11 protein-coding genes are annotated in these 13,091 nt (G+C 73.6%); 5 read left to right on the top strand and 6 right to left on the bottom strand.

The features are described from left to right. Nucleotides 1-44 precede the first annotated feature (44 nt). Both D7D94_RS06545 and dxr read left to right on the top strand, forming a co-directional pair. The gene (locus tag D7D94_RS06545) at nt 45-1,004 is read left to right on the top strand and encodes an FKBP-type peptidyl-prolyl cis-trans isomerase (protein WP_246171892.1); all 960 of its coding nucleotides are present in this window, start codon (nt 45-47) and stop codon (nt 1,002-1,004) included. A gap of 8 nt (nt 1,005-1,012) precedes the next feature. Beyond that, nucleotides 1,013-2,095 (top strand): 1-deoxy-D-xylulose-5-phosphate reductoisomerase, encoded by a 1,083-nt coding sequence (dxr, locus tag D7D94_RS06540; protein ID WP_156243354.1) that lies wholly within the window; start codon nt 1,013-1,015, stop codon nt 2,093-2,095. A 39-nt stretch (nt 2,096-2,134) separates the two neighbouring features. On the opposite strand, the gene D7D94_RS06535 is transcribed toward dxr, so the two are convergent. From D7D94_RS06535 to D7D94_RS06525, 3 genes are all read right to left on the bottom strand, one after another. Then, a complete protein-coding gene (locus D7D94_RS06535; protein WP_156241852.1) occupies nt 2,135-3,745 on the bottom strand; it encodes a Mur ligase family protein in 1,611 nt (536 codons plus the stop codon). A 91-nt stretch (nt 3,746-3,836) separates the two neighbouring features. Beyond that, on the bottom strand, nt 3,837-4,568 hold the full coding sequence (locus D7D94_RS06530; RefSeq protein ID WP_156241851.1) for a YcnI family protein: 732 nt from the start codon (nt 4,566-4,568) through the stop codon (nt 3,837-3,839). Between the two features lie 77 nt (nt 4,569-4,645). Continuing rightward, nucleotides 4,646-5,263, bottom strand: a complete 618-nt coding sequence (locus D7D94_RS06525) for a hypothetical protein (RefSeq protein WP_156241850.1) — start codon at nt 5,261-5,263, stop codon at nt 4,646-4,648. Between the two features lie 57 nt (nt 5,264-5,320). Between D7D94_RS06525 and D7D94_RS06520 the strand changes: the two genes are divergently transcribed. Continuing rightward, nucleotides 5,321-6,652 (top strand): M50 family metallopeptidase, encoded by a 1,332-nt coding sequence (locus D7D94_RS06520; RefSeq protein WP_156241849.1) that lies wholly within the window; start codon nt 5,321-5,323, stop codon nt 6,650-6,652. Nucleotides 6,653-6,698: 46 nt separating this feature from the next. On the opposite strand, the gene D7D94_RS06515 is transcribed toward D7D94_RS06520, so the two are convergent. Beyond that, complete coding sequence (locus tag D7D94_RS06515; RefSeq protein WP_156241848.1) at nt 6,699-8,639, bottom strand: chorismate-binding protein; 1,941 nt, start codon at nt 8,637-8,639, stop codon at nt 6,699-6,701. A 209-nt stretch (nt 8,640-8,848) separates the two neighbouring features. Here D7D94_RS06515 and ispG point away from each other — a divergent pair, with 209 nt between their 5' ends. Together ispG and D7D94_RS06505 are read left to right on the top strand one after the other, a co-directional pair. Further along, a complete protein-coding gene (gene ispG / locus D7D94_RS06510; RefSeq protein WP_156243353.1) occupies nt 8,849-9,979 on the top strand; it encodes a flavodoxin-dependent (E)-4-hydroxy-3-methylbut-2-enyl-diphosphate synthase in 1,131 nt (376 codons plus the stop codon). A 33-nt stretch (nt 9,980-10,012) separates the two neighbouring features. Next, nucleotides 10,013-10,759 (top strand): metallophosphoesterase family protein, encoded by a 747-nt coding sequence (locus tag D7D94_RS06505; protein ID WP_156241847.1) that lies wholly within the window; start codon nt 10,013-10,015, stop codon nt 10,757-10,759. A gap of 23 nt (nt 10,760-10,782) precedes the next feature. Here D7D94_RS06505 and D7D94_RS06500 read toward each other — a convergent pair whose 3' ends face one another. Both D7D94_RS06500 and D7D94_RS06495 read right to left on the bottom strand, forming a co-directional pair. Next, on the bottom strand, nt 10,783-11,475 hold the full coding sequence (locus D7D94_RS06500) for an alpha/beta fold hydrolase (protein WP_156241846.1): 693 nt from the start codon (nt 11,473-11,475) through the stop codon (nt 10,783-10,785). 48 nt (nt 11,476-11,523) lie between these two features. Continuing rightward, nucleotides 11,524-12,951 carry an RNB domain-containing ribonuclease gene (locus D7D94_RS06495; RefSeq protein WP_156241845.1) on the bottom strand — a complete coding sequence of 476 codons (1,428 nt, stop codon included), beginning with the start codon at nt 12,949-12,951 and terminating at the stop codon, nt 11,524-11,526. Nucleotides 12,952-13,091 lie beyond the last annotated feature (140 nt).

Genomic DNA, 13,091 nt, shown 5'->3' with positions numbered 1-13,091 from the left:
CTGCGATGAATGAGGTTTCCGTGCGTGCTCGCTCCCTTGGCCTGATGTCCACCGCCGTGCTCGCGGCCCTCGCGCTCGCGGGCTGCTCGCCGGCGGGCGACGCCGACACGGAGGCCTCGCCGACCGGCGCGCCGGCTGACCTCTGCGACGCGGCGGCACCCACCGGCGACGCCGTCGAGGCCGTGGACGTCTCGGGCGATGCGGGCAAGCCGTCGGAGGCCTCGTTCAAGGCTCCGCTCGAGTTCGACGAGCCGCAGCGTCTCGTCCTCGACGAGGGCGACGGCGACCCGGTCGCGAGCGGCGACTACCTCCAGTACGCGATGACCGCGTACGACGCCGTCACCGGCGACGAGATCGGCCAGCTGGGCTACGGAGAGGGCGAGCTCCTGCCCTCGCTCGTCTCGCCGGAGGCGCTCGGCCAGTTCGTCGGCTGCGAGAACATCGGCTCCCGGCTCGTGCTCGCCCTGCCCGGCACCACCGCCCAGGACGGCACGCAGTCGAACGGCCAGATCTACGTCTTCGACATGCTCGGCACCACGCCCACCGCCGCCTGGGGCGAGGACCAGGAGCCGAAGGCCGGCTTGCCCACGGTCGAGCTGGCGAAGGACGGCGCCCCGACCGTCACGATCCCGGAGGGCGCGAAGGCGCCCGAGACCACCGAGCTCGAGACGCTGAAGGCGGGCGACGGCGCCACCGTCGGCGAGGGTGACGGCGTGCTCGTGCAGTACACCGGCGTGAAGCTCTCCGACGGATCGGTCTTCGACTCCAGCTGGGACCGCGGCACGCCCGCGCAGTTCCAGACCACCGGCGTCGTCGAGGGCTTCAAGAAGGCGCTCGAGGGGCAGAAGGTCGGCTCGCAGGTGCTCGCGGTCATCCCGCCGGCCGAGGGCTACGGCGCGAGCGAGGGCCACGAGCTCCAGAAGGAGACGCTCGTCTTCGTCGTCGACATCCTCGCCACGCAGCACATCGAGGCTGCCGCGGCGACCGACGTCCCCGCGCGTTGAGCACCGACGTGCGGCGGGTCATCGTCCTCGGCTCCAGCGGGTCGATCGGCACGCAGGCGCTGGACGTCATCCGCGCCAACCGCGACCGCTTCGAGCTCGTCGGCCTGTCCACGGGCTCGAAGGCCGAGCTCCTGCAGGCCCAGGCGGCGGAGTTCGGGGTCGAGCACACCGCACTCGGCGCCGACGCGTCCGCTCAGCTCGTGCGCGACGTCGAGGCTGACGTGGTGCTCAACGGCATCACGGGCTCGGTGGGGCTCGGCCCCACCCTCGCCGCGCTCGAGGCCGGCCGCACGCTCGCGCTCGCGAACAAGGAGTCGCTCATCGTCGGCGGCGACCTCGTGCGCGGGCTCGCGCGCCCCGGCCAGATCGTGCCGGTCGACTCCGAGCACTCCGCGATCGCGCAGGCGCTGCGGGCGGGGGAGCGCGGCGAAGTGCGCCGCCTCATCGTCACGGCGTCCGGCGGGCCGTTCCGCGGCCGCTTGCGCGCCGAGCTCGCCGAGGTCACCCCGGCGCAGGCGCTCAAGCACCCGAACTTCGCCATGGGGCGCGTCATCACGACGAACTCCGCGACGCTCGTGAACAAGGGCCTCGAGGTGATCGAGGCGCACCTGCTGTTCGACGTGCCGTACGAGCGCATCGAGGTGGTCGTGCACCCGCAGCAGCTCATCCACTCGATGGTCGAGTTCCAAGACGGATCGACGATCGCGCAGGCCGGCCCGCCGCGCATGCTCGTGCCGATCGCCCTGGGCCTGTCCTGGCCCGAGCGCCTCGCCGACGTCGACGTGCCGATCGACTGGACCGCCGCGCAGACGTGGGAGTTCGCCCCCCTGGATGACGAGGCGTTCCCCGCCGTCCGGCTGGCCCGTCAGGCCGGACAGGCCGGCGGCACGCACCCCGCGGTCTACAACGCGGCCAACGAGCAGGCGGTGGACGCGTTCCACGAGGGCCGGCTGTCGTTCCCCGCCATCGTCGACACCATCTCGGATGTCCTCGACCGGCACGAGGCGCCCGCCGAGCTCACGCTGGAGTCGCTGGCCGACGCCGAGGCGTGGGCGCGCCGGACCGCCAACGCCCTCATCGCCGCGCGCTGACGTCGCCGACCCGCGGGCGGCGGGCCGGCGACGGGGCGGTCAGTCCTCGTACGGGACGGGCCACGCCGGCTCGGGCACGGGCCATCCGGCATCGCGCAGCGCGCGGCGGGCGAGCTCGCGGGCGGAGTAGGGCGTGCGCACGCCCTTGATGTCGCGGTAGTCCTGATGCCCGGGGCCCGCCCAGAGGATGGCGTCGCCAGGTCCGACGAGCTTGACGGCTTCGACGATCGCCGTCTCCGGCGGCGAGAACTCGTAGATCGGATGGCCGGGGTCGGTCGCGCGGGCTCCCTCCAGGAGCATCGCGCGGATCGCCTCCGGATCCTCGTGGCGCGGATGGTGGTCGGTGATCACGACGATGTCGCTGCCCTCGACGGCGGTGCGGCCCATGTCGTGCCGCTTGGTCTTGTCGCGGTCGCCGTCGGCGCCGAACAGCATGAGCACCTTGCCGGGCGTCACCCGGCGCACCGCCGCGAGCGTCTTCTCGAAGGCGTCGGGGGTGTGGCCGAAGTCGACGTAGACGGCCGGGCCCTCGGACCCGGACACGAGCTGCGTGCGGCCAGGGAGGTAGGCCCGGATGCCGCCGTCGCGCTCGAGGGCGGCGGCGATGCGCTCCCAGTCGTATCCGGCTTCGAGCAGCATGACGATCGCCGTGCCGGCGTTCGAGGCCATGTGCGGCCCGATGACGGGCACGACCGATGTGAGGCTGCGGCCATCCGGGCCGGTCAACGTGAAGCCGGTGCCCTCCTGGCGCTCGTCGTCGATCGTGACGATCCAGTCGGCGCCGGCGGCGACCGCCGGGTCGGCGGCGATCGCGGGCGTCGCGACGGTCACGACGGGCACCGTCGCCCGCTCGGCGTACTCGACGCCGGGAGCGGAGTCGAGCGAGATGACCGCGCGGCGCGAGCGCTCAGGCGTGAAGAAGCGCGCCTTCGCCTCGAAGTACTCGCGCATGTCGGCGTAGTCGTCGAGGTGGTCGTGCGTGAGGTTCGTGAACGCGGCGACGTCGAACACGAGCCCGTCGACGCGGTGCCGCGTCAGGGCCTGCGCGCTGACCTCGACGGCGACGGCCTCCACGCCGCGCTCGCGCATGAGCGCCAGCAGCGCATGGAACTCGCTGGCCTCCGGAGTCGTCAAGCGCGACACGATGACGTCGCCGGCGATGTGGCGCTCGGCGGTGGACGAGAGCCCGGTGACGACGCCCATCTGCGTGAGGATGCCGTCGAGGAGGTGCGTGATCGACGTCTTGCCGTTGGTGCCGGTGGTGCCGAGCAGCAGGGGCAGGTCGGTGTCGGTGCCGTACACCCAGGCCGAGAGGTCGCCGAGGACCGCACGCGGGTCGGGCACGACGACGAGGGGAAGGCCCGTGGGTGCGGCGATGTCCGCGCCGTCGGCGTCGGTGATGACCGCGACGGCGCCCTGCTCGGCGGCCGCCGGCGCGAACTCCGCGCCGTGGCGGTTCACGCCGCGGATGGCGACGAACGCCTCGCCCGCGCGCAGGTCGGCGGTGGCGAGCGTGACGCCGGTGAGCTCGACGCCGGCGGCGTCGCCGCGCAGCTCGCCGCCGAAGCGCTCGGCGAGCTCGGCGAGGGAGCGGCGCGGCGGGTTCTCCGGGCGCAGGACGGGGGGCAGGTTCGACGGTGTCGCAGACATCCCGACCATCGTCTCACGCGGCATCCGGACGAAGCGTGCGAGGCGCGGCGACACGGCGCCGCGCCTCGCAGCCGTCAGGCGCGGCGCCGCGTCATCGGCGCTGCCCGGTGCGGCGGTAGGCCAGCACGCTCACGATGAGCGCGGCCACCCCGGCGACGAGTCCGCCGGCGCCGAGCGCCCAGGCGCCGGCGTCGGAGCCCGAGTCGGCGGACGCGCCGGCTTCCGCGGACGTGCCGGCATCGCCATCCGTCGCGTCGGGAGCGCTCGTGCCGTGCTGGCCGTGACCGGCGTCATCCGCCGCGGGAGCGAGGGTGACCACGGGGGCGGGCGAGTCCAGGTCGTGCGGGTCCTGGCCCTCGTCCGCCAGCTCGCTCCACGACGTCGAGCCGTCGACGCACAGCTGCTCGACGGGGAACGCCAGGGTCTCCGGCGCGTCCGCGGAGTACGCGACCGACAGCTCGACCGCCGCGCGCAGAGCGTTCGGCACCGGCTCGTCGGCGGTGTACGTGATGGTGTCGACGACGCCGGTGCCGGGGTCGCGCTCGACGTCGATCGACCATCCGGCCTGGACCGTGGGGACGACCGACTCGAGGCCCTCGGCGGGCGGCGAGATGACGAGAGCGGTGGTGGGCGAGTCCTCGCAGCCGTGGGAGAACGCGAACGTCAGCACGTCGTAGCCGCCCGCGACCGGCGCGTCGGGGGTGACGGTGACGTGGGCGTGGGCGGCGAGCGGCGCGCCGACGACGAGCGCGGCGGCGAGGGCGCCGGAGGCGATCGTGCGGAGGCCGCGGCGGCGGCGCGGGGCAGGGGTGGGAGAGGTCATGCGGATTCCTTCGTGGTCTGGGTGCCGGCGCACAGGCTCGGCGAGGTCGTCGCGCCTGTGCGCGACGGGATGGCGGATCAGACCAGGACGGGAGGACCGCGCGGGCTCCGGGGCCCGGCGACGATGCGGAGGGCGCGCGCGAGGCGGGCCGGGGCGGCACCCGGAGCGTTTGTCCGCGCGAGGAGGAGCGGCTGCGGTGCCGCCCGGCGGACGACGACGGACGCCCACGAGGCGATCGCGCGGACGACGGCCTCGCCGCGATGCAGCAGCGCGACGGTGAGGAGCGCGGCGACGACGTGCGCGCCGATCATCCGCGCGTCGGTCTGCGACGCGGCCAGGGCGGCGAGGTGGGGCGGATGGCCGAGCTGCGTTGACGCGGCGGCGGCGTGGGCCGTGTGCGCGAGATGCGCGGCATGGGACCCGGCGGCCGGGTGCATGGCCACCGGCGAGCCGAGCGCGAGGAAGGCCAGGTGGAATGCGGCCTGCGTCGCGAGCACCGTCGTCGCGAGGCGCGGGAGCCGCGGGCGGGCGCCGACGAGCAGGATGGCCCCGGGCATCAGCAGCGCCGCCATCGCGACGACGATCAGCGGCGCGGGCGCCTGCGCGCCGCCCGCCGTGTGCGAGAGGGCAGCGATCACGGTGGCGATCCCGGAAGCCGAGGCGCCGCGGAGGGTGCGCAGCTGCCGGGAGGTCACGCCACCACGATAGGCGCTGTCCGGGAGTTTCCGAGCGGGCGGGGCTACCGTTGCGGCGTGGATGTGCTCGCGTTCGTGATCGGTGTGCTGGTCATGGTGATCGGCCTCGGCGTCTCGATCGCCCTGCACGAGGTCGGTCACCTCGTCCCCGCGAAGCGGTTCGGCGTGCGGGTCGGGCAGTACATGATCGGCATGGGACCGACCCTCTGGTCGCGCAAGCGCGGCGAGACCGAGTACGGCTTCAAGGCGTTCCCCGTCGGCGGCTACATCTCGATGGCGGGCATGTACCCGCGGACGCAGCCCGCGCCATCCGAGCCCGCGCTCGCCGGTGCCGCCGCTCGCGCCGAGCGCCGCCGCGGTCTCTACGCCACCCTCGTGCAGGACGCGCAGGCCGCCAACGCCGAGACCCTCGAGGGGGTCGACGACTCCCGCACCTTCCACCGCCTGCCGGTATGGAAGCGCGTGATCATCATGCTCGGCGGTCCGATCATGAACCTCGTGCTCGCCGTCGTGATGTTCGCCGTGCTGTTCAGCGGCATCGGCATGCAGCAGGCGACCACGACCGTGGCCACCGTGGCCGAGTGCGTGCTGCCCGCGGGGTCCACCGCGACGGAGTGCTCCGCCGGCGACCCGGAGGCACCGGCTCACGCGGCAGGCGTGCTGCCGGGGGACCGGCTCGTCTCCCTCGCAGGGGAGCCCGTCGAGACCTTCGCCGAGGCATCCGAGGTCATCCGCGCCCGCCCGGGCGCCGCCATCCCTCTCGTCGTCGAGCGCGACGGCGACGAGGTCTCGCTCACGCTGACGCCGATCGAGAACCAGGTCGAGGTGACCGGCGCGGATGGCGCCGCTTCCGTCGAGCAGGTCGGCTATGCGGGGGTCTCGGCGTCGGTCGAGCGCGTGCGCCAGCCGATCTGGACCGGGCCGCAGGCCGCGTTCGAGAACGTCGGCGCGGTCGTCCGGATCGTCGCGGACCTCCCCGCGCGCCTCTACGACACCGCGTACGACCTGTTCACGGGCGGCGAGCGCGACGCAGACGGCCCGATGAGCGTCGTCGGCGTCGGACGCCTCGCCGGCGAGGTCGCCGCGACGGACGCGCCCATCCTCGACCGCGTCGGCGTGATGGTGAGCCTGCTCGCCTCGCTGAACATCGCGCTGTTCGTGTTCAATCTCGTGCCGCTGCTGCCGCTGGACGGCGGGCACATCGTCATCGCCCTGTGGGACGGCCTGCGCCGCGCGCTCGCCCGGCTCACCGGACGCCCCGAGCCCGCACCCACCGACGCCACCCGCCTCGTGCCGTTGACGCTCGTCGTCGTCGTGCTGCTGGTCGGCATGGGGGCGCTGCTCTTCGCCGCGGACATCTTCAACCCCGTGCAGCTGCTCGGCGGCTGAGTCGGGGCGGGGCGGCCGCGGTCGGCCGCCCGGCCATCCCGCTGGTTCAGGACAGGGCGTGGCCGACCAGGCGCTCCAGGGTGCGCATGCCGTCGCGCGACAGGATCGACTCCAGGTGCCCCTGCACCGACGCGAAGCCCGCGCCGCGGAGGGCGTAGACGTCGCCGGTGGCGGGATCCGCCGCGATCTCGACGTCGCCGACCGCGCCGCAGCGGGTCTCGCTCGGCGTGAGCACGGTGACGCCGGGCGTGACGCGTGCGGTGAACGTGTTGTAGAAGCCGATGGACGCGGTCTCGCCGAACAGGTCGACGCTCAGCTGCAGACCCTGGTGCGGGCTCGACAGCGGCGCGAGGCCGACGCCGATGCGGTCGCTGAGGATCTGGTGGCTGAGGCACACCGCCAGCAGCGGCCGATGCTGTGCGAGCCGGTGCACGACGACCTCGCGCATGCGGGCGATCCGCGCGCTCTCGCCGTCGCGCGGGTCACCGGGGCCGGGGCCGGAGACGACGAGCTCGGCGGCGTCCAGGCGGGCGTCGTCCGCCGCGCTCCAGTGCACGATGTCGACGTCGAGCCCGAGGTGGCGCAGCTGGTGGGCGAGCATCGTCGTGAAGCGGTCCTCCGCGTCCACGACGATCGCCTTCCGGCCCGCGAACGGCGCCGTGCGGGCGCCCGGCTCCTGCTCCTGCATCCAGAACGGCGCGAGGCGCGCGTTGCGCGAGGCCAGCAGCTCTGCGATCGCCGGATCGTCGCCGAGGCGCGGGGCGGGGGCGGGCTCGTCGTCGTCCGGCACCATCGTGATGGCGCGCGGGATGGCCCCGATCGCGCCGAGCACGCCGGCCGCCTTTCCGTGCGTCTCGCTGACCTCGCCATACGGATCGGAGTGGCGCACGAGGGTCGCCCCGACGGGCACGCGCAGGCGACCCTGCTCGAGGTACGCGGTGCGGATGAGGATGGGGGCGTCGAGGTCGTGCCCGCCCTCGGCGTTCGGCGTGAACAGCGCTGCGACGCCCGAGTAGTACCCGCGCGGCGACTGCTCGTGGCGGCGGATGACCGCGCACGCATTCTGCATGGGGGAGCCCGTCACCGTCGGCGCGAACATCGTCTCGCGCAGGATGTCGCGCGGGTCGAGGCGCGAGCGCCCGCGCAGCACGTACTCGGTGTGTGTGAGCCGTGACATCTCCTTGAGGTGCGGCCCGGTGATGCGGCCGCCGTCGCTGCAGACCGCGCTCATCATCTTGAGCTCCTCGTCGACCACCATGAAGAGCTCCTCGGTCTCCTTGGTGCTGGAGAGGAACTCCGTGAGGGTCTCGACGGTCGCGCCGCCCGCGGGATGGCGGAACGTGCCGGAGATGGGGTTCATCGTGACGACCCCATCGCGTGCGCTGACGTGCGCCTCGGGGCTCGCGCCCACGGCCACGTGACCGGGCGTGACGATGGCGAACGTCCAGTACGCGCCGCGCTCGTGCTCGAGCAGAGCGCGGAACCAGGTGAGGGCGGCGGTCCGCGGCTCGGCGTCGACGCCGGCCACGAAGTCGCGGCGGATGACGAAGTTCGCACCCTCGCCGCGCCCGATCTCCTCCGCGATCACATTCCGCACGATGGCGGCGTACTCCGCGTCGTCGAGATCGAAGCCGGCGTCGGCAAGGGGAATGGGCGTGGTCGGCAGCGCGTCGAGCGCCTCCGCGAGCGGGATGGCCGCATGCTCCTCGACCGTGAGGCAGCGCAGCGGCGCGCCATCGTCGTGCGCGGCGAAGCCGCGCTCGCGCACCTGGCGATACGGCACCAGCGCGAGCACCTCGGATGGCCGGCGCCGGCCATCCGAGAGGGGGATGTCGGCGAGAAGGTCGACATCGGTCACGGGCCCGGACAGCACCTCGACGCTCTCGCCGCCCTCGCGGACGATGAGCGCGAAGGAGGCCGCGGGGTCTGCGGCGAGGCGGGCGATGAGGTCGGCGGAAGCGGGGGTGGGGGCAGCGGTCCCGGTCATGCGTGGATCTCCTCCTGGGCGAGGCTGCCCTCAGACAGAAAAGACCGCCCCATCCGGTTGAACTGGGCGGTCGAAGTTCGCGAAGCACCGCCTACGGGGCGGGCCACCAGGTGCGGTCGGCGAACATGCGCTGAAACTACCACAGGCCGTCCAGCGCCCTTCCACCCATCGCGGCGTAATCTGGACGGGTGCCTGCAGTGAACATCGGTATGCCCCGCGTGCCCGAGACCCTCGCCCCTCGTCGCAAGTCGCGTCAGATCCGGGTCGGGAAGGTCCTCGTCGGCGGCGATGCGCCCGTCAGCGTCCAGTCGATGACGACGACGCCGACGACCGACATCAACGCCACGCTGCAGCAGATCGCCGAGCTCACCGCCTCGGGCTGCGAGATCGTGCGCGTCGCGGTGCCGAGCCAGGACGACGCGGACGTGCTGCACATCATCGCGGCCAAGAGCCAGATCCCGGTGATCGCCGACATCCACTTCCAGCCGAAGTACGTCTTCCAGGCGATCGACGCGGGCTGTGCGGCCGTGCGCGTGAACCCGGGCAACATCCGCAAGTTCGACGACCAGGTCGGCGCCATCGCGAAGGCCGCGCAGGCCGCGGGCGTCTCGCTCCGCATCGGCGTGAACGCGGGCTCGCTCGACCGCCGCCTGCTGGAGAAGTACGGCAAGGCGACGCCCGAGGCGCTCGTCGAGTCCGCGGTGTGGGAGGCGAGCCTCTTCGAGGAGCACGACTTCCACGACTTCAAGATCTCGGTCAAGCACAACGACCCCGTCGTCATGGTCAAGGCGTACCGGCAGCTCGCCGAGCGCGGCGACTGGCCGCTGCACCTCGGTGTGACCGAGGCGGGCCCTGCGTTCCAGGGCACCATCAAGTCGGCGACGGCGTTCGGCATCCTGCTGGGCGAGGGCATCGGCGACACCATCCGCGTGTCGCTCTCGGCCCCGCCGGCCGAGGAGGTCAAGGTCGGCCACCAGATCCTGCAGTCGCTGAACCTCCGCGAGCGCAAGCTCGAGATCGTCTCCTGCCCCTCCTGCGGCCGGGCCCAGGTCGACGTGTACTCGCTCGCCGAGAACGTCACCGAGGGCCTGAAGGACATGACCGTGCCGCTGCGCGTGGCGGTCATGGGCTGCGTCGTGAACGGACCGGGCGAGGCCCGCGAGGCCGACCTCGGCGTCGCCTCGGGCAACGGCAAGGGCCAGATCTTCGTCAAGGGCGAGGTCATCAAGACCGTGCCCGAGGCGGAGATCGTGCGCACGCTCATCGAGGAGGCGAACCGCATCGCCGACGAGATGGGTCCCGCCGCCCCGACCGGCACCGCGCAGGTCGTCACCGTCTGATCCGGCCGCCGCTCGGCATGTGAGGATGGCCCGGTGACCGTCGACCGCATCGCCATCCTCTCCGACGTGCACGGGAACATGACCGCGTACGACGCGGTGCTCGCCGACATCCGCGCACGGGGCATCGCGCGCGTCATCAACCTCGGCGATGTCGCGGGCAAGGGCCCGCGGGGGAGCGACGCGGTCCGTCGCACGCAGGAGGTCTGCGAGGTCGCCGTCCGCGGCAACTGGGACGACTTCCTCGGCACCATCCCCGACGACGGTCTGCCCGAGATGATCTGGTGGCGCGACGAGCTCGCGCCCGAGCAGCGCGAGTGGCTCGCCGCGCTGCCGCTCAGCCACGACCTCCTCGTGAGCGGGCGCCGCATCCGCCTCTTCCACGCGTCCGCGCAGAGCCCGCACGTGCGGGTGCGGTTCCAGCACTCGGCGGCGGAGTTCGACGGCATGTTCCGCCGCACCGAGATGACCGGCGACGGGCCGGAGCCCGACGTCGTCGGCTACGGCGACGTGCACGACGCCTACATCGAGACGACGGATGGCCGCACCCTCTTCAACGTGGGAAGCGTCGGCAATCCGCTGGATGAGCCGCGCGCGAGCTACGTCATCGTCGAGGGCGTCGTCGACTCCCCGGACGAGGCGCCGTTCGGCGTGCAGTTCGTACGCGTGCCCTACGACATCGACGCCGAGGTCGCCGTGGCCCGCGACCTCGACATGCCGACCGCCGACGTCTGGGAGGTCGAGCTGCGCACCGCGGTGTTCCGAGGTCGTCAGCGGCGCTGACCCCGCTGTCGGAGAGGCCGCCGTCAGCGGATGGCTGCGAGCAGCAGCTCGGCGAGCCGCTCCGGCTGGGAGAACTGCGGCCAGTGACCGGAGCCGATGCGGACGACCTCGGCGTCGTCGATCGCCTCGAACTCCTCGCGGAAGGCTCCCCAGTTCTCGAGCTCGGCGCGCAGCGCTGCCTCATCCCTCTCGCCCATGAGGAGCGTCACCGGCACTCGGAAGCGCCGCGCATCGCGAAGCGCCAGCGGCTCGGCCGGAACGCGCGCGGGCACGCCCTTCATGAATGCGGCCGTGCGCTCGCGCGTCGCGTCGTCGAGATCGGCCACATCGGGCTCGTCGAAGAAGGCCCAGCCGGGGAAGGGGACCGCGCCGCCCTCCGTGGGGAACTCGGAGATGGATGCGCCGGGCGCGGGCGGCGCGGTGTCGACGAAGACGACCCGCGCGACGTGGTCGGGCCGCGCGTCCGCCGCACCCCATGCCACGTTGCCGCCGCCCGAATGACCGACCAGCACGACCGGGCCATCCGCTCGATCGATCTCGGCGACCACCGCGGCGACCCAGCGGGTCATCCCGATGTCGGCCGTGCGGTCGGCGGGCTCGCCGGTGCCGGGGAGCGTGAGGGCCCGCGGTCGATGCCCGGCCGCGGTCAGGGCGTCGGCGATCGGCGCCCACGACGACGCGTCGAGCCAGAGGCCGGGGATGAGGATCACGTCCATGGCCCCGACCGTACTCGCGGCCTCCGACCTTCGCGAGGGCCGCACGGCTCACTCCGCCGAGAGGGTGACGCTCCCGGTCGCGATGTCGGTGGCCTCGACGCGCACGCGGATGCGGGTGCCGGGTTCCACGGCCTCCGGCACCGTCGCCGTGACGAATGGGTCGGCGAGCTGCACGCGGCTGCCGCCCTTCGTCTGCGACAGCACGACGGCGTCGAGGACCTGGCCGATGCGCCGGTGCAGCACGGCGGCCTCCACCCGGTCGACCGCGCCGGACTCGAGGCGGGAGGCGAGCGCGGACGACCGGCGCATGATCTCCGGCAGCCGCGGCAGCACCTCCTCGTCGACGTCGCCCAGACACGCACGCAGCGTGTAGCGGTCGACGAGGCGCCGCAGGGGAGCGGTCGCGTGCGCGTACGGGGCGCCGATCGCCGCCTGCTCGACGTCGGCGGGGATCTCGTCGGGGGAGAGGAACGCGACGTAGTCCGCACCGCGGAACAGCGCGCTCGCCGCCTGCAGGATGGCCGGGGTCGCGTCATCCGCGGGGTCCAGGCGCCGCAGGTACTCGCCGTAGTCGAGGTCCTCCGGCCAGGGGCGGCCGAGGAGTGCGACCTGACGGCGGAACTCCGCGCGCGACTCCTCGTCGGCGGGCGGGAGGGTGCGGACGATCCCGCGGCCGGCGCTGAGCATGATGTCGGCCGCGGCCATCCCGGTCATCAGCGAGATCTGCGCGTTCCAGTCCTCGACCGGGAGGAGCGCGCGGCGCTGGATCTCGTAGCCGTCGGGGCCGTCGACGATCTCCTCCTCGGGGGCGTTGAGGCTCGCGCCGCCGCGGCGGGCCTCCTGCGCGATGCGGAGCGGGCCGAGCTCGGCCAGGAGCGCGAGGGTCTCGGGCCCCGTGCCCGCGTCGATCGCGGCCTGCGCGCCCTCGTAGGCCCACTGCCCGCGCGAGTGGACCCACGCGCGCACGAGGGTGACGTCGTCGGGGCCGTGCCGGCCCTCCGCGTCGAGGGCGAACCGCCAGACGCACGCGCGACGGTCTTCGTCCGGCAGGAGGGACGCCGCCCCGTGGGACAGGACCTCCGGGTGCAGCGGCACCGAGCCATCCGGCGCGTACAGCGTCTGCCCGCGGCGCTGCGCCTCCGCGTCGATCGCGCCGCCCGGTCGGACGAACGCGGCGAGGTCCGCGATCGCGTAGTGCACGACGAACCCGTCGCCCTCGCGCGCGATGTGCATCGCCTGGTCGAGATCGCGCGAGCCCTCCGGGTCGATGGTGAGGAAGGGGAGGTCGCGGAGGTCGGCGCGCTCGTCGTCGGAGCCGTCGACGGCGGTGCCGGATGCGACGATGTCCTCGGCCTCCGCGACGACCTCGGGCGGGAACGACTCGGGCAGCTCGAGCGAGCGGCGCAGCTCGGCGAGCGACTCCCCGAGCGCGGTCTGGACGGCGGACGGCGAGAGGCGGGTATGGCGGGCCGGCATGCCGCCAGCCTAGAACCGGGCGCGGGCGGCAGGGCCGGCCGGGCGCAGCCGGGTGGCGTGGGCGAGGCCGCGCGGGGTGGGGTCGGGGGCGCGGGGTGGGGTCGGGGGCGACCAGACGATGTCGTCTCACCGCGGCGACA

This window comes from Microbacterium oryzae (assembly GCF_009735645.1).
In the GTDB taxonomy this organism is placed as follows: domain Bacteria; phylum Actinomycetota; class Actinomycetes; order Actinomycetales; family Microbacteriaceae; genus Microbacterium; species Microbacterium oryzae.
This window is presented reverse-complemented; position numbering and strand designations above follow the sequence as displayed.